A 16,701-nucleotide genomic window follows, 5' to 3' on the forward strand; every position below is an offset into this window, starting at 1 on the left:
AGTTAAAACAATCAAAATACAACCTTGCACAATATGCAACGGTTAAACAAGTTTCTGCTGGTTCAGGTCATTATCCAATTGCAACAAGTCAGCAAACTGCAGTTTTAGCCACTAAGGAAGAACTTGCAGATATTGCAGACATTAACGCAAATATGTTTGCTGATGTTCCCTTTGATGTAAAAACACGTGCTGGCAAGATTGCATTGTCTAACGAAGTTGTCGAAGATGCAGAAGTTGATATTGTTGGTGAAGTTAAAAACCAGTTACAGCAATTAGTTGATAACACTGATAATTCTCAAATTATGACATTGCTTACTGGTTCAAACTTTGCTAAGGCAACCGCAACGGGTGTAGACGATTTGAAGAAAGTCTTTAATGTAACGTTAGACCCAGCATTAGACAAGATGTTCATTGTGAACCAATCAGGATTTAATTACCTTGATACCTTGAAAGATTCCGAGGGTCGTTATCTGTTACAACCAAATCCAACTGCACCAAGTGGCTTTAGTTTGTTAGGTGCACCAGTTGCATTAATTAGTGATAAAGTGCTTGCTAATAATTCAGATGGTTCATTCCCTGTACTTTGTGGAGATATTAGCCAAGCAGTTGCAGTATTTAGACGTAACCAGGTAACAGCACAATGGGATAAATTCGACCAATTCAGTCAAGGCCTATCCGTTATCGTTCGAAACGATTACGAAGTAATTTCTAAAGATGCAGTGGTAAATATTTCGCTTAGTGCACCAGGAAAATAACATATAAGTAGTTTTAGGGGGGTGGCTGATTTTTCGGCCACCCTATACATATTGGGGTTGCGCAAAATTACGCAGACCTTTTTTAAAATTTAGGAGGCAAGAATATGGAAAAAGATGACTTAGGACTTCAATTAGAAGCATGGTTAGAGGCAGCTAAAGATTTGGTTCCTGATTCAGAAGATGCAAAAAAAATTACTAACGAAGGAGCCGGCGTACTTGCAAAACATTTAAAAGCAGAAGCCGATAAACACCGATCAACTAGAAAAGATGTTAAATATGGTCACTTAGCAGACAATATCGTAGTACAGAACACTGATATTGACGGTGAAAAGAACGGCAACAGTGTGGTAGGCTTTGGACAAAAAGCGTATGTTGCTAGATTTCTAAATGATGGTACTAAGAATATGGCAGCTACTCACTTTGTCGATAATGCTAGAAGAGAAGCAAAAGATGATGTGCTTAAAGCACAGTGGAATAAATATAAGGAGATTACCAGAAAGAAGCGATCTGAATAATGACAATAACACCAGCAGACATTAAGGCAAGTCTTAGGATAGAAGTTTCAGACGATGACACTATGATTCAACAATATATAGATAGTGCTTCAAACTACATTCAAACGGCGATTTCAGCAACAGAGGAGCAACTTGAAGCATATAACCAGTATTGGTTTGCGGTCAGTTTGCTAACTCAATTTTGGTATCAGAATAGAGCAACGGACATGAAGAATACACCGTATCAAGTTGTGTCAATGATTCAACAGTTAAGAGGGTTAATAGAGTAGCTTTATACGAACGTATGTTTGCATTTTATGTTAAAAAATGTTATAATTAAGGTGTAAAGTGATGATAAAGCTTTACAAAAAAAGGCTTTGATATTTGGCTTTATCGAAAAACCGCTAAGTTTAACACCGGTTCAAGGTGTGATCAGCGTACGAGGTTATGACCTTGATTAATTTTTGTAGGTAGCGGCTTGGGTTTCAAGATAAACAATTATTAAAACGTCTTTGGTATGATTTTCCAAAAAAATCTTGAATATTTAATCAATGTAATAAGTTATTAGCCGCCGATGCTATCACACAACTGCTTTTTATTTTGGCAGTGTTTGGCTATAACTTCGATCCAAGTTGTTTTAAATTATTTACGTTAGGCGGGTGTAATTCCCGCCCTCCTTATACATATATCTGGGATCTAAGGGGATTCCAACAATGAAACAAGAAATAAAACATATTAAAGCTATTTTAAGCGACTATGCAAGGCTGAAACGTGACTTAAAAGCGTTCAGTCAAGTATCTAGCCCAGTATTAAGTTCAGCACCAGCACATACACGAAAAAACGGTGTTGAATTGTCTATGGTCAATCATGTTGATCTGGCTTGTAGGTTGAAACAAGTTGAAGATGCAATTAATGGCATCAACGACCAAAAGCTAAGAATTATTTTGGTTGATTATGTATTAGCTAAGCATCATTGCGTATCTGATTATTGTCAAAAATGGCAATGGTCAAAAAGTAAGTTTAATTACATGAAAAATAAAGCATTAATAGAGTTTTCCAAGCAATATAAAAAGCTAGTGGCTTGAGTTGCTGGCTTTTTTTTATTACAGGTTAAGCTACACACGTCTTACACGGGTAATAATGGGCTAAAGTTCTTTTATCTCAATGGTTTACACACGCTACACTGGTTACACACGTTGTTTTCAAACTTATTTGTTTCCAATAAAAAACTGCTACTCGATTGAGTAACAGCCAATTAAATTTATTAGGATTTTTTTGAATAAAATGTTAGCATGTATGTATAAAAGAGAGTGTTTTCCTGACTCACTATTGACTCACATTTTTTGAAAATACGTTAAAACTATTGAAAAGATAAAAATAAAAAAGCCTTTAACATCAAGGCTTTTGACAATATATGATAAGTAACGTAAGGTGCATATGCGCCACGTGGGAGTCGAACCCACATTACAAGAACCGGAATCTTGCGTGCGATCCATTACACTAGCGGCGCAGTACTCTTTCCATTGTAGCGGAAATATAGCTAAATGACAAGTAGAAAAGTTAGGTGAAATAAAAATGCCACTTGAACAGGTATATGGTCAGGAACAAAAACAAGTTCAAAAGCTTGCGATGACACAACAGATGCAGCAGTCCATTCAGGTTTTAAGGTACAGTATTGAAGATCTGCATACTTTTTTGTCGCAACAGCAATTGGATAATCCGTTTATCAAGATCAATGATCGGATGAACTACTCGACAAGTACTACTCACTCTGGAGATATGGGAAAAAAAGATGATTGGGTTGCACAAACAGCTGAACATAAGCAACAGTCATTGTATGATTATCTTTTAGCACAGGTTCATCTAACAATGCGGAAAACAGTTTTAAGGGGATGGGTCGTATTCTTAATTGAGCATCTAGATCCGAATGGCTATTTAAGAATTAATCTGACTGAAGTTTTAAAGAAAACTAAGGTTGATGAGACTACGTTATTGGATGCCTTAACCTTACTACAGCAGTTAGATCCACCGGGAATTGGTGCGCGAAACCTGCAAGAATGTCTTTTACTACAGATTGACGATCATGCTAATGCACCTGCTTATACATATCAAATTATTAGTCAGATGTTTATGCAGTTTGCTGATCGGAAATGGTCAGAGATCGCCCAACATTTTGAAATTTCATTAGAAGATATTCAAAATGTTTTTGATTATGTTCGGACACTTTCACCAGCACCAGGGGCTGTCTTTGGACAAGACGACATTGGGTATGTTTATCCAGATCTTATAGTAAAAGTTGATAAAGAGCGGCAAAAGATCAAATTAAGTATCACTAAGCAGAGTATGCCATTAGTAGTTTTCAAAAAGGATTATTTTGATGAGTTTTCGCAAATGTCTGATAAAGAAGTTAAAAAGTACTTAAGAGAAAAAAAGAATGATTATCTCAATATTGCACGCAATTTAGAAAGACGTGGAACAACAATTGAGCGAGTAGGGAAGACAATTGTAAAACATCAAGCTGCTTTTTTTCTTGAAGAAAACCATCCACTCAATCCGTTGTTATTGCGTGAGGTGGCGCATGAATTACATCTACATGAATCAACTGTTAGTCGAGCAGTTAACGGGAAGTACTTAAAATGTGACTTTGGAGTATATGAGTTAAGACACTTTTTTACTAAACGAGTTAATAATAATAAAGAAAATGAAGAATTAACAGCAGATGCAGTTCAGGCACAGATTAAAGCCTTGATTGATGCTGAAAATAAGGCTAAACCGTTATCTGATAGTAAGTTAGTGCAACTGCTCAATCAGAACGAAATTGAAATATCGCGGAGGACAGTGGCTAAATATCGTGATGCAATGGGTATTCGAGCTTCAAGTAAACGTAAACGTTTTGATGGAAAGGATAAAAAATAATTTTAGGACAAAAGTGAAAAAAGAACCAAGTAGGAATATTGTTCGCTATTATTCTTAAAAAAGTTATATTTAAATTATATTATTCGTAAACTATAAATACTTAGTAAAAATATAGGGACGAAATCCGGATTTTAAGTGCTTTTGTCTTTTATGTCTACAGCTTGCAATGGCTTAGAATTATTGCTATAATGCAAATTGTGATGAGGTATAGGAACAGTTTAAGATTAATTGATTGTTGTTGTGCTTTGTTTTTTTTAGCTTGATGGGTCGCTTTGTGACACCGATGGACGAAAGCAGTCCCGCTAGGAAGGGTCGTAAAATGCACCAAGAATTAGAGTGGATAGAAAAGATCGCACCTGACATGGTGGAGATTATGGTGCAGAGATTTATGATACTCCACCACATCTACTGGTCAGGACCTATCGGGAGACGGTTACTGGCTCAAGAAATTGGGGTAACAGAACGAGTTTTACGAACTGAAACCGATTTTTTAAAGAACCAAGGGCTGGTCACTTCGACCAAGTCGGGGATGGTAATAACGAATGATGGAAAAAACGTTATTCGCAAGTTACGTGGCTTGATTGATCAGTTAGCAGGAGTTCAACGGCGTGAAAAACGGCTTAGTGATTTTTTGCAGATTGATCGTTGCTTTATTGTTTCAGGAAACTGTGACGAACAGGTTAAGGTAATTGAAACGATGGGAAAGCTCGTTAACGAAACACTCCAAACATTGTTGCCTGAAGGACGTAATGTCATTGCAGTAATGGGTGGAACAACGATGGCCAGAATTGCTGCTTGTTTAAAACCTAAGCTTGCGGAGAAAAGAGAGTTACTTTTTGTTCCAGCACGTGGAGGCATTGGTGAGGCAGTTGATATTCAGGCTAATAGTGTGAGTGCTCAAATGGCATTACGGACTGGTGGAAAGCACCGGACGTTATATGTGCCAGAGCAACTCAGTGAGAAAGCCTATGCGCCTTTGATGCAAGAACCAAGTATCGTTGAGGTTGTGCAGCTTATCCGCAATAGTAATGCTGTTATTCATAGCATTGGGGAAGCTATTACGATGGCTAAGCGGCGCGATATGTCGAAGGAGAACATAGGTGAACTTAAGCGAAGACGTGCTGTCGGTGAGGCTTTCGGATATTTCTTCAATGAAGAAGGTCGGATCGTTTATAAAATACCGCGGGTCGGATTACAGCTTGAGGATCTCACTAATATGAAAAGTGTAATCGCGGTTGCAGGTGGAGCATCTAAAGCCAAAGCAATCGTCGCTTACATGAAATTGGCTCCTAAACAAACGTGTTTGATCACGGATGAGGGAGCAGCTAAAGTGATTTTAAAAGAGTAGTGTTTAACTAACACCGCTTTTTAAAATAAATTTTTTATTTCCTAAAGGAGGAAATTTTAGTATGACTACTAAAGTAGGTATTAATGGTTTTGGCCGTATTGGTCGTTTAGCATTCCGTCGTATTGCTGAAACTTCAGAAGGTTTGGAAGTTGTTGCTATCAACGATTTAACTTCTCCAGCTATGTTGGCACATTTATTAAAATACGATACAGCTCATGGTCAATTTGACGCTGAAATCTCTGCTACGGATAACGCTCTTGTTGTTAATGGCAAGACGATCCCTGTTTACGCAGAAGCAGATGCACATAATATTCCTTGGGTTAAAAACGATGGTGTTGAATTAGTTCTTGAATCAACTGGTTTCTACACATCAGAAGAAAAGGCTTCAGCACATATCGAAGCTGGTGCTAAGAAAGTACTTATCTCTGCACCTGCTGGCAAGCTTAAGACAATTGTTTACGGTGTTAACGATGATGAAATCACTGCTGATGACAAGATCGTTTCTGCTGCTTCATGTACAACAAACTGCTTGGCACCACTTGCAAAGGCTGTTAACGATGCATTTGGTATCAAAGCTGGTACAATGACAACAATTCATGCTTATACAGCTACACAAAAATTACAAGATGGTCCAGATCGTGGTGGTAACGTTCGTAACGCTCGTGCTGCTGCTCAAAATACAATTCCTCATTCAACTGGTGCTGCTAAGGCTCTTGGTTTAGTTGTTCCTGCATTGCAAGGTAAATTGGATGGACATGCACAACGTGTACCAGTTATTACAGGTTCATTGACAGAATTAGTTACAACTCTTGACAAAGTAGTTTCTGCTGACGAAGTTAATGCAGCTGTTAAGAAAGTTACAGAAGGTAACGCATCATTCGGTTACAACAACGATGGTATCGTTTCTTCAGACGTTATCGGTACAACATTCGGCTCTGTCTTTGATCCTACACAAACACAAGTTGTTGGTAAGGGCGAAGGACAAGTTGTTAAGACTGTTGCTTGGTACGATAACGAATCAGGTTTTACTGCTCAAATGATCCGTACATTGGAAAAATTTGCTAGTTTACTTTAAGATTTAGCTTTTAACGCTAAGTTGATGAACTGAACTGAATGCAAGTCATCGAGGCGGGGGGAGGCAATACTCTCTTCGCCTTTTCTTTTTAAATTATAAATTGGAGGATTGCTTTTTATGGCTAAATTAATTGTTTCTGATTTAGATGTTAAGGATAAAAAAGTTCTGATCCGTGTTGATTTTAATGTTCCTATTAAAAATGGTGTTATTGGTAACGATAACCGTATCGTTGCTGCTTTGCCAACAATTAAGTATGTTGTTGAACATGGTGGTAAAGCTATTCTCTTCTCTCACCTTGGTCGTGTTAAGAAAGAAGAAGATAAGAAAGAATTATCACTTCGTCCTGTAGCAGAACGTCTTGCTGATTTAATCAAAAAACCTGTAACGTTTGTTCCTACAACTCGTGGAGCTCAACTTGAAGAAGCTATCAACAAATTAAACGATGGTGAGATCTTATTAGTTGAAAATACACGTTTTGAAGACTTAGACGGTAAGAAAGAATCAGGAAATGACCCTGAACTTGGTAAGTACTGGGCATCTCTTGGTGACGTTTATGTTAACGATGCATTCGGTACAGCTCACCGTTCACATGCTTCTAATGTTGGTATTGCAAGTAACATGGATCAGGCTGCAGCTGGTTTCTTACTTGAAAAAGAGATCAAGTTCTTAGGTAATGCTGTTGATAATCCTAAACACCCGTTTGTTGCTATCCTCGGTGGTGCAAAGGTTTCTGATAAGATCGGTGTTATTGATCATTTATTAGGCAAGGCTGATAAAGTTATTATCGGTGGTGGAATGACTTATACATTCTATGCTGCTAAAGGGATGAAAATTGGTAACTCTTTAGTTGAAAAAGATAAAATTGAATTAGCTAAAACAATCATTGAAAAGGCTGGAGATAAGCTTGTCTTGCCAACTGATTCAGTTATTGCTGAAAAATTTGATAACGATGTACCTAACAAAGTCGTAGATGGTGAAATTCCTGATGGCTATATGGCACTTGATATCGGACCAAAATCTGTTGCATTATTCAAAGATGTTTTGAAAGATGCTAAGACAGTTGTTTGGAACGGACCAATGGGTGTCTTTGAAATGCCTAACTATGCTAAGGGTACACTTGAAGTTGGTGAATTCTTAGGTACATTAACTGATGCAACAACAATTGTCGGTGGTGGTGATTCAACAGCTGCTGTTCAACAATTAGGTGTTGCTGATAAACTTACTCATATTTCAACTGGTGGCGGTGCATCACTTGAATATCTTGAAGGAAAAACTTTACCTGGGATTGCAGCAGTTTCTGATAAATAGTTCTTTTATTTCTAAGAACTGATTATTAGTAAAATCTGTAGTAACAAGTTTGTTAAAGTAGGATTTGAAAGGATGATAAACGTGCGTACACCAATTATTGCAGGAAACTGGAAAATGAACATGAACCCAGAACAAACTGCTGAATTTGTAAAAGCTGTTAAAGATAGTTTACCAGCAAGTAGCAAAGTTGAAGCTGTTATTGGAGCTCCAGCTGTTGATTTACCAGCATTACTTGAAAATGCAAAGGGCTCTGAATTAAAAGTAGCTGCTGAAAACTGCTACTTTGAAGATGAGGGTGCTTTCACTGGTGAAACTTCACCTAAAGTTTTAAAAGAAATGGGCGTTGATTATGTAATTATCGGTCATTCAGAACGACGTGAATATTTCCATGAAACTGATGAAGATATTAATAAAAAAGCACATGCTATCTTCAAGAATGGCTTATTACCAATTATTTGCTGTGGTGAATCACTTGAAACTCGTGAAGCAGGTAAAGCTGAGGAATGGGTTGAAGGACAAGTAACAGCCGCTCTTAAAGGCCTTTCAGCAGACCAAGTAGCAAGCTTAGTTATTGCCTATGAACCAATTTGGGCAATCGGAACTGGCAAAACAGCTTCTTCTGATCAAGCAGAAGAAATTTGTGCTGTTGTTCGTAAGACTGTTGCCAAGTTGTATGATCAAACAGTAGCTGATAAAGTTCGTATTCAATATGGTGGTTCTGTAAAACCAGCTAACGTTAAAGAATTAATGGCAAAAGAAAATATCGATGGTGGTTTAGTCGGTGGAGCTTCATTAGTTCCTGATTCATACTTAAAACTAGTAAATTACCAAGACTAGTAAAATTTTATATCATAAGTGATTGAAACTGGATGTCAAAACCTTTAAAATATGGTTGAGGTAAAAACTCAAGCCAAACAAACTCAAAGGAGAGTGTATTATGTCTAGTATTACAGAAATCTATGCACGCGAAGTCTTAGATTCACGTGGTAACCCAACAGTTGAAGCAGAAGTTTATACAGAAGCAGGTGCTTTTGGTCGCGGAATCGTTCCATCAGGTGCTTCTACTGGTGAACATGAAGCTGTTGAATTACGTGATGGCGACAAATCTCGTTTCATGGGTAAGGGTGTTACAAAAGCTGTTGCTAACGTTAACGATGTTATTGCAAAAGAAATCGTTGGCTATGAAGTAACAGACCAAGTTGCTATTGATAAAGCAATGATTGCTTTAGATGGTACACCTAACAAAGGTAAATTAGGCGCAAATGCTATTTTAGCTGTTTCAATTGCAGCTGCACGTGCAGCCGCAGATGAACTGCAAGTTCCTTTATACAACTACTTGGGTGGTTTCAATGCACATGTTCTTCCAACACCAATGATGAATGTTATCAATGGTGGTGCTCATTCTGATAACAAGGTTGACTTCCAAGAATTTATGATCATGCCTGTTGGTGCTTCTTCAGTTAAAGAAGCAATCCGGATGGGTGCTGAAACATTCCATAACTTGAAGAAGTTATTGTCAGATGCTGGTAAAGTAACATCAGTTGGTGATGAAGGTGGTTTTGCACCTGACTTTGCTAATAATGAAGAACCTTTGAAGTTCTTGATCGATGCTATCGAAGCAGCTGGTTACAAACCAGGTTCAGAAATTGCAATTGCAATTGATGTTGCTTCATCAGAATTGTGGAACAATGAAACAAGCAAGTACAAGTTACGTTGGTCAACAGGTGAAGAATTCACAACAGACGAATTCGTTGACTACCTTGAAAACTTAGTTGCTAAGTACCCAATTATTTCGATTGAAGATCCTATCGATGAAAACAACTGGGATGACTGGAAAGTAATTACTGACCGTCTTGGCAAGAAAGTTCAATTAGTTGGTGATGACTTCTTCGTAACAAACACTCAATACCTTGAAAAGGGTATTAAGATGGGTGCTGCAAACTCAATTCTGATCAAAGTTAACCAAATTGGTACTTTGACAGAAACAGTTGAAGCAATTGAAATGGCTAAAGAAGCTGGCTATACAGCTATCGTTTCACATCGTTCTGGTGAAACAGAAGATACAACGATTGCTGACTTAGTTGTTGCAACTAATGCTGGACAAATCAAGACTGGTTCAATGAGCCGGACAGATCGTATTGCTAAGTACAACCAATTGATGAGAATTGAAGATCAATTAGGTAAGAACGTAGCGCAATACAAAGGTATTCAATCATTCTATAACTTGAGTGCACAAGCTCGTCAAGAAATTGAAAGCAAATAAGCACACTTCTTTGATAATTGAGTAGCATAAGAAAGACAGAAAATCTTTTGATTTTCTGTCTTTTTTAGTCCAAAATTATCCTGAAAGTCTTAGATACAGGTGTAATTTAGTCAAGTTAGGTCCTCAAAGGAAATGAAACTGGAAAAACATTTGAATTTATGCTAAATTATAGAAGATGTAGGTTGCCTAAAATGGCAAGGAGGTAGAAGCTTGTATAATTTACTCTTAACTTTGTTAATGATCGATTCTGTGTTGATAATTATTGCTGTGATGATGCAGCCTGCTAAGACTGATAACGCATCGACTGCGCTCTCAGGGGGAGCAGCTGACCTTTTTAGTAAACAAAAGCCACGTGGGTTTGAAGCATTTATGCAAAAAGTAACAGTTGTCTTAGGTGTTATCTTTTTTGTACTTTCGCTGGCGTTGGTTTACATTTCTGCACATTGATCAAAGGTAAGACCTCCTGCGTGCATTAATTAGGAGGTCTTTTATTTATTTTTGTGCAGTTATCAGTAGAAATGTGTTACGCTTAAGTTATTAATTAATCAATCGATCGGATGAGGAATAAATGGAAAAAAATAAAATTAAAGATAGCTTATTAGAAACTTTAAAAGGAACACCAGACCAAGCTTTTACAGTCCAAGAACTAGCCGAATCTATTAGAATGACGGATGCCGGCAAATTTAAATTTGTAGTCCAAGCACTCGCGCAATTGGAACACGATAAGGTCATAACTTTAAATCAAAATGGTACTTTCACGATCGCTAAGGATGATAGTTTACCTGTTTTGACTGGTATTTTTCATGCTAATGACCATGGCTACGGGTTTGCAACGGTTGATCCTGAGACACCAGATTTCTTTATTAACCCGACTCAAACTTTATCGGCTTTAAATGGCGATGAAGTTGAGTTGGTTATGCTCCATCCTGCAGATAAAGTGACAGGAAGAGGCCCAGAAGGTAAGATTACAGGAATTGTACATCATTCACTTGAACAGGTCGTTGGGGAATTTCAAGTTGATGTAGATGAAAATTACCCGCATGGAATAATTGGAAAAATAAGGTTAAAAGACCGTAAGTTGGCGAATTATCGTTTCCTAGTGGAGGATAAGGGCTTAAAACCAGTTCCAGGTGAAGTTGTACTGGCTGACATTACTGCCTATCCTGATGCCCATTTACCAGGTATCTTAAAGGGTGTAGTTAAAAAAGTTATTGGAAATGTAAATGATCCTGGGATGGATATCTTACAGGTTGTCTACCAACATGATATTCCAACTAAATTCCCTGACGATGTGATGCAAGAAGTTGAACAGATACCTGACCATGTTACAGAGGTTGAAAAGGCTGGCCGAGAAGATTTAACTAACCAAGATCTTGTGACAATTGATAGCATTGAATCTAAAGATCTTGACGATGCAGTTACAGCATGGAAATTACCTAATGGTAACTACCATCTAGGGGTACATATTGCGGATGTTTCGCACTATGTTGTTCCAGGAACAGCACTTAACGCTGAGGCATATGAACGTGGAACATCTGTTTACTTGACAGACCGTGTTATCCCTATGTTGCCGCATAAGTTATCAAATGGAATATGCTCGTTAAATCCACAGGTGGAACGTTTAGCTATGAGTTGTGAGATGGAAATTGATCCAACTGGTCAAGTGATTAAGCACCGGATCTTTCCGAGTGTAATTAAAACAACCGAGCGAATGACCTATGTTGCAATTAATAAAATCTTGGAATCACAAGATGAGAAAACAATGAAACGCTATGCAAAACTTGTTCCGATGTTCCAAACTATGGGTGAATTGCATAAAATCCTATTAAAAATGCGTAAACATCGTGGAGCAATTGAATTTGAAGATACTGAAGCAAAGATTATTGTTGATGAAAAAGGTCATCCAACTGATATCCAGTTACGTGAACGTGGAATAAGTGAACGTATTGTCGAATCCTTTATGTTAGCTGCAAATGAAACAATAGCTGCTCATTTCAATAATTTAAAGGTTCCATTTATTTATCGTATTCATGAAAAACCTAAGGCAGAAAAGATGCTAGCCTTTTTTGAAGCACTATCAGGTTTAGGCATTGAAGCAACTGGTAGTAGTAGTGATGTTAAGCCTAAAATGTTGCAAAATATCTTAAAGAAGGCTGCTGGGAAACCTGAAGAGGCGATGGTTTCTACGATGCTACTACGCTCAATGCAACAGGCTAAGTATGCTGATCAGCCGGTAGGTCATTTTGGTTTAGGTGCAGATGATTATACACATTTTACTTCACCAATTCGACGTTACCCAGACTTATTAGTTCATCGGTTAATTCGTTTTTATGAAGAAAATGGAGTTAATGCTGAAACTAAAGAAGAATATAAGGAAGAAATTCCAGAGATTGCAACCCATAGTTCTCAGATGGAACGGCGTGCAATCGATGCTGAACGTGATACTGATGCAATGAAGAAAGCAGAGTATATGGCAGATCATGTCGGTGAAGAGTTTGAGGCAGTGGTCAGCTCTGTCACTAAGTTTGGGATGTTTGTTTCGTTACAAAATACGGTTGAAGGCTTAATTCATATTAGTGAGATGAAGGATGACTACTATGAATATCTTGAAAAACAGATGGCACTGGTAGGGCGACACACCAAGCGGACTTACCGAATTGGACAGCCATTAAGTGTTAAAGTTATCAACGTTAATGTTGAACAAAAAGAAATTGATTTCACACTTTTACACCCAGAAAATACGCCCAAGACTGACTTACTAAAGAATAATAGTAATTTTAAGCGTAATGACCGTAATAAGAGACCGGCGCAGGGCAACAAAAAGTACAATAAATCTGGAAAACGTGGTAGTAACTATAAGAAGTTTCACGGAAACCAGCCATTTAAGGATAAGTTTAAACGGCATAAATAAAGCTACGGTTTTAAACGGGGGGTGTTTATAATTGACCACAGGAAAGCAGCATAAAGAGCGTCCACTGGCTCAAAATAGAAAAGCTAGCCATGACTATTCGATTATAGATACTATTGAAGCAGGTGTTGTTTTAACTGGAACTGAGATTAAATCAATTCGGAACAGAAGGCTTAATTTAAAAGATGGTTTTGCTCAGATTCGCAATGGTGAAGCATGGTTGATGAATGTTCATATCTCACCATACGATCAGGGAAATCAATTTAATCATGATCCGTTGCGGAAACGTAAATTACTACTGCATAAAAAGCAGATTCAACGGTTAATGAATGAATCAAGCGATAAGGGAGTTACCTTAGTGCCGTTAAAGGTTTATCTCAAAAGTGGATTTGCTAAGGTGTTGCTTGGAGTAGGAAAGGGTAAACGTGCTTATGATAAGCGCGAATCGATTAAGCGTAAAGACCAGGAGCGCCAGATTCAACGAACTTTAAAGAACTATAGTTAAAGTAAAAAAGAGAGTGTGCCATAAGTCAGAAAAATTTGAGTACTAACTCAAATTACGAACATAGTGAGTACTTTGCTATGAGTAATTCGAAGTTAGACGGAGAATTTTGACTTATGGAACACGTTTATACGGAATAAAAGAGGAGCTGTGCCAAAAGTTAACTTTTGGTACAGCTCCTTTATTATGATGAAGAAATATCTTTTTACTTAAATTGAAGATGATATTAGCGGTAAAATGATCAGACCTTCAAACGCATGTGATGGTATTGATGATTACTGATAGTGGTTGTTGCAACTTTTTTATAACCAAGCCGTGTGTAGAGCTTTTCAGCAAGTGGATTTTGAAGATCAACACTCAAACCAATTTCTGAATTGCCGCTCGCCAATGCTAACTTGGGTAATGCATTTAAAAGTTTCGTGCCAATTCCCTGACCTTGGAAGGTAGGAGCGACAGCAAGAGAATCAAGATACCATTCATGTGGGAGTGTTTCATCATCAGTGAAAAGCTCAGTCTCTTGTGGAAGACCAGCTTTTAGAATAGCTGAAGTCCAAACATTATTAATTTTTTCTTCCGCAGCAGCCGGGTAGCCAAAAGCAAAACCAGCCACCTGATCCTTATTTTTCGCAACAATAGTAGTCCCAATGCTGTTGCGAAAGGCTTTTGATTCAAATGCTAATTGGATAATGTAATCGAACTGGCCTTGTGGAATAGTTTTTAAAGCTGGTAATTCCATTTCATGAAGAATAATCTTAAATAATGGAATGATTTGAGGTACATCATCCTTTTGAGCTGGTTGAATTAACAATGTAGTCGATCCCTTCCTTACAACAGAAATTAATTATATTTAATGCGTAGGTTATATGAACGAGTCCGTTTTTTAGAAATTGAATGAACAAGATGATCTAAGATAGCAACAATACAGATACATAAAACTTCATCTTCGGCATTGTTGATCGAAAGTTCAAGGTAGTCTCCATATGGAAGCGTAACTTCTTGGAGTGTCATAATAGTATGCCGTCCATGGAATATCCGATAATGTGAGGTATATAAATCACCAACAATAAACCAGTTTAATCTGCGAACGATAAGAATATCTTTTCTTCCAAAGTGATAACGGCGTAAAGAACCAACGAGTTCGTTATGTTTAAATAAATCAAAATGAGGTAAGAGCCCAAATCCACGCTGCTTTATCTCGGCTAGAGGAGTTCCTGAGATCGCATAAACTGAAAGAACATCTTGATGACGTCCCCACTTACCAACAATTAGATAGAGTTTTTTTCTGTTTATATCACTTATAGTTGAAGCCCCATGTTCTGCAAGTCGCCCTTTTTGGACGTATAGCTTACGCAATCTGATCCCTCCTTAACTGATAACCTGTAATGAAAATCTTTTGGATTTTAACTTTCGGTTAAAAGTTCATCAATTGCTTTGCCGACACCATCTTCAGTATTGGTAGCAGTTAAGCGGTTTGCGAGCTGTTTGACTTCAGTAATGGCATTTCCCATTGCATAACTAACACCTGCAACTTTCAACATTGAAATATCATTATTATTATCACCAATTGCCATAACATTGTCCATTGGAACGTTTAACTTATCAGCATAAGCTTGCAAAGCGGAACCCTTTTGTGCGTTGACATGATTGATTTCAATATTTGAGCTTGAGGAAGAAGTAACAATTAAGTTATCGTATTGTTGGATCTCCGCTTTGATGGGGTCTAAAACTTTATGCCCCTCATTACTAAAAGCCACAATTTTAAAAATACTAATATGTTCATCATCAATCAGCTTCTGATAGTTATCGATATAATTGATATTCATTAATTCCATTCTAGCTGCTGCCATTGTAACAGCTAGCTTATAAGGCGTCTCAGGACTGACATTCGTAAGTAATTCAGCGAAGTTCTCAATTCTTTTAGCTCTGTTATCTGAAAAGATTCCTTTTGAGGTTACAACTTCAAAATAAAGTTTCTTTTTCTTTAAATAATAAATTAGTTTGCTGGAAAGCTGATCATGAATAGGCGACGAACTTAGGATACGCCCAGTTTCATCAAAGATCTGCGCACCGTTGAGCGTTATTAGGGGACAATTAATACCAGCATCTTTGATCAGCGGCATGATTTCGGTATAACCACGACCGGTCGAAACAATGAATTTAACACCGGCTTTTTGTGCACGCTTAATTGCATCGGCATTCCCCTTAGAGATGATCATTTTATCATTTAATAATGTTCCATCCATATCTGAAGCGATAATTTGAATCATAATGTTTCCCCCACTTAATAACACATATTTACCTGTATTCTACCATGAAAAAGTAATTTTTTTTAGTAAGTCGACTGGTAAAAAAATATTTTGGACTAATTATCGATAATAGTAAAAAGAATAATTAAAATATGTTAAAATATGTGCGAGGTGTCGATAATGAAAACGCTTATTAAAAATGATTGGCAAGAAGTCCTGGGTCCAGAATTTGAGAAAGCATATTATTTAAAGCTACATGAATTCTTAAAAGAAGAGTATGCAGCACAGTTTATTCATCCAGATATGTATCATATCTTTGAAGCTTTCGAATGGACACCCTTTTCAGAAGTTAAAGTCTGTATTTTAGGACAAGATCCTTACCATGGACCTAATCAAGCTCATGGCTGTAGTTTCTCTGTTTTACCAGGAGTTAAGATTCCCCCTTCACTTATTAATATTTATAAAGAATTACAAGATGATTTGGGGATAAAACCAGTCGCTCATGGTTATCTTGAAAAATGGGCCAAGCAGGGAGTCTTATTGTTAAATACTGTTTTGACAGTTAGAAACGGGCAGGCATTTTCACATCGTGGCAAGGGTTGGGAACAGTTAACCGATGCTGCGATCGAAAAATTGTCAGCACGTCCGCGGCCGGTGGTCTTCATTCTTTGGGGTAAGTCAGCACAAGCTAAAATAAAGTTGATTGATACCACAAAGAATATTGTTTTACAATCTGCACATCCTAGTCCGTTATCAGCTCACCGTGGGTTCTTCGGGTCAAAACCCTTTTCTAAGACGAATGCCGCATTAATAGCTATGGGTGAAGAGCCAATTGATTGGCAGTTACCAGAAAAAGTTAATGTTAAGTTATAAAAAATGTTGGAGG

At 37.5% G+C, this 16,701-nt stretch carries 17 protein-coding genes and 1 tRNA gene; 14 read left to right on the forward strand and 4 right to left on the reverse strand.

Annotated elements, in window-relative coordinates:
* The 4 genes from FC81_RS01225 to FC81_RS01240 form a co-directional block, all read left to right on the forward strand.
* Nucleotides 1-755 (forward strand): phage major capsid protein (locus FC81_RS01225; protein ID WP_157054669.1); only part of this gene is annotated, 755 nt, incomplete at its 5' end.
* Nucleotides 756-859: 104 nt separating this feature from the next.
* Nucleotides 860-1,270 (forward strand): HK97-gp10 family putative phage morphogenesis protein, encoded by a 411-nt coding sequence (locus FC81_RS01230; protein ID WP_057742251.1) that lies wholly within the window; start codon nucleotides 860-862, stop codon nucleotides 1,268-1,270.
* Nucleotides 1,270-1,539 (forward strand): head-tail connector protein, encoded by a 270-nt coding sequence (locus FC81_RS01235; RefSeq protein WP_057742254.1) that lies wholly within the window; start codon nucleotides 1,270-1,272, stop codon nucleotides 1,537-1,539. Before FC81_RS01230 ends, FC81_RS01235 begins: the two co-directional genes overlap by 1 nt.
* A gap of 423 nt (nucleotides 1,540-1,962) precedes the next feature.
* A complete protein-coding gene (locus tag FC81_RS01240; RefSeq protein ID WP_057742257.1) occupies nucleotides 1,963-2,334 on the forward strand; it encodes a hypothetical protein in 372 nt (123 codons plus the stop codon).
* A gap of 353 nt (nucleotides 2,335-2,687) precedes the next feature.
* On the opposite strand, the gene FC81_RS01245 is transcribed toward FC81_RS01240, so the two are convergent.
* Nucleotides 2,688-2,759: transfer RNA gene (locus tag FC81_RS01245), tRNA-Arg, on the reverse strand.
* A 65-nt stretch (nucleotides 2,760-2,824) separates the two neighbouring features.
* Here FC81_RS01245 and rpoN point away from each other — a divergent pair.
* From rpoN to smpB, 9 genes are all read left to right on the forward strand, one after another.
* The gene (gene rpoN, locus FC81_RS01250; protein WP_057742259.1) at nucleotides 2,825-4,165 is read left to right on the forward strand and encodes an RNA polymerase factor sigma-54; all 1,341 of its coding nucleotides are present in this window, start codon (nucleotides 2,825-2,827) and stop codon (nucleotides 4,163-4,165) included.
* A 319-nt stretch (nucleotides 4,166-4,484) separates the two neighbouring features.
* The gene (locus FC81_RS01255; protein WP_057742262.1) at nucleotides 4,485-5,513 is read left to right on the forward strand and encodes a sugar-binding transcriptional regulator; all 1,029 of its coding nucleotides are present in this window, start codon (nucleotides 4,485-4,487) and stop codon (nucleotides 5,511-5,513) included.
* Nucleotides 5,514-5,574: 61 nt separating this feature from the next.
* The gene (gap, locus tag FC81_RS01260) at nucleotides 5,575-6,588 is read left to right on the forward strand and encodes a type I glyceraldehyde-3-phosphate dehydrogenase (RefSeq protein WP_057742264.1); all 1,014 of its coding nucleotides are present in this window, start codon (nucleotides 5,575-5,577) and stop codon (nucleotides 6,586-6,588) included.
* 117 nt (nucleotides 6,589-6,705) lie between these two features.
* Nucleotides 6,706-7,896, forward strand: coding sequence for a phosphoglycerate kinase (locus FC81_RS01265; protein ID WP_057742267.1), 1,191 nt, complete (start codon nucleotides 6,706-6,708; stop codon nucleotides 7,894-7,896).
* Nucleotides 7,897-7,968: 72 nt separating this feature from the next.
* The gene (gene tpiA, locus FC81_RS01270; protein ID WP_338041696.1) at nucleotides 7,969-8,733 is read left to right on the forward strand and encodes a triose-phosphate isomerase; all 765 of its coding nucleotides are present in this window, start codon (nucleotides 7,969-7,971) and stop codon (nucleotides 8,731-8,733) included.
* A 100-nt stretch (nucleotides 8,734-8,833) separates the two neighbouring features.
* Nucleotides 8,834-10,159 (forward strand): phosphopyruvate hydratase, encoded by a 1,326-nt coding sequence (gene eno, locus FC81_RS01275; RefSeq protein WP_057742273.1) that lies wholly within the window; start codon nucleotides 8,834-8,836, stop codon nucleotides 10,157-10,159.
* 210 nt (nucleotides 10,160-10,369) lie between these two features.
* On the forward strand, nucleotides 10,370-10,606 hold the full coding sequence (secG, locus tag FC81_RS01280) for a preprotein translocase subunit SecG (RefSeq protein ID WP_057742275.1): 237 nt from the start codon (nucleotides 10,370-10,372) through the stop codon (nucleotides 10,604-10,606).
* Nucleotides 10,607-10,727: 121 nt separating this feature from the next.
* Nucleotides 10,728-13,070: a ribonuclease R gene (rnr, locus tag FC81_RS01285; RefSeq protein WP_057742277.1), complete on the forward strand. Its 2,343-nt coding sequence runs from the start codon at nucleotides 10,728-10,730 to the stop codon at nucleotides 13,068-13,070.
* Between the two features lie 31 nt (nucleotides 13,071-13,101).
* Nucleotides 13,102-13,572: an SsrA-binding protein SmpB gene (smpB, locus tag FC81_RS01290; protein WP_057742280.1), complete on the forward strand. Its 471-nt coding sequence runs from the start codon at nucleotides 13,102-13,104 to the stop codon at nucleotides 13,570-13,572.
* A 238-nt stretch (nucleotides 13,573-13,810) separates the two neighbouring features.
* On the opposite strand, the gene FC81_RS01295 is transcribed toward smpB, so the two are convergent.
* The 3 genes from FC81_RS01295 to FC81_RS01305 are packed head-to-tail and all read right to left on the reverse strand — an operon-like array spanning nucleotide 13,811 to nucleotide 15,836.
* Nucleotides 13,811-14,377, reverse strand: coding sequence for a GNAT family N-acetyltransferase (locus FC81_RS01295; protein ID WP_057742283.1), 567 nt, complete (start codon nucleotides 14,375-14,377; stop codon nucleotides 13,811-13,813).
* A 29-nt stretch (nucleotides 14,378-14,406) separates the two neighbouring features.
* Entirely contained in the window at nucleotides 14,407-14,922 is a 516-nt protein-coding gene (locus tag FC81_RS01300; protein WP_057742285.1) for an LURP-one-related/scramblase family protein, read from the reverse strand.
* 47 nt (nucleotides 14,923-14,969) lie between these two features.
* Nucleotides 14,970-15,836: a Cof-type HAD-IIB family hydrolase gene (locus FC81_RS01305; protein WP_057742288.1), complete on the reverse strand. Its 867-nt coding sequence runs from the start codon at nucleotides 15,834-15,836 to the stop codon at nucleotides 14,970-14,972.
* A gap of 159 nt (nucleotides 15,837-15,995) precedes the next feature.
* On the opposite strand from FC81_RS01305, the gene FC81_RS01310 reads away from it, so the two are divergent.
* Entirely contained in the window at nucleotides 15,996-16,688 is a 693-nt protein-coding gene (locus FC81_RS01310; protein ID WP_057742291.1) for a uracil-DNA glycosylase, read from the forward strand.
* Nucleotides 16,689-16,701 lie beyond the last annotated feature (13 nt).

This window comes from Liquorilactobacillus capillatus DSM 19910 (assembly GCF_001434915.1).
Taxonomy (GTDB): Bacteria; Bacillota; Bacilli; order Lactobacillales; family Lactobacillaceae; genus Liquorilactobacillus; species Liquorilactobacillus capillatus.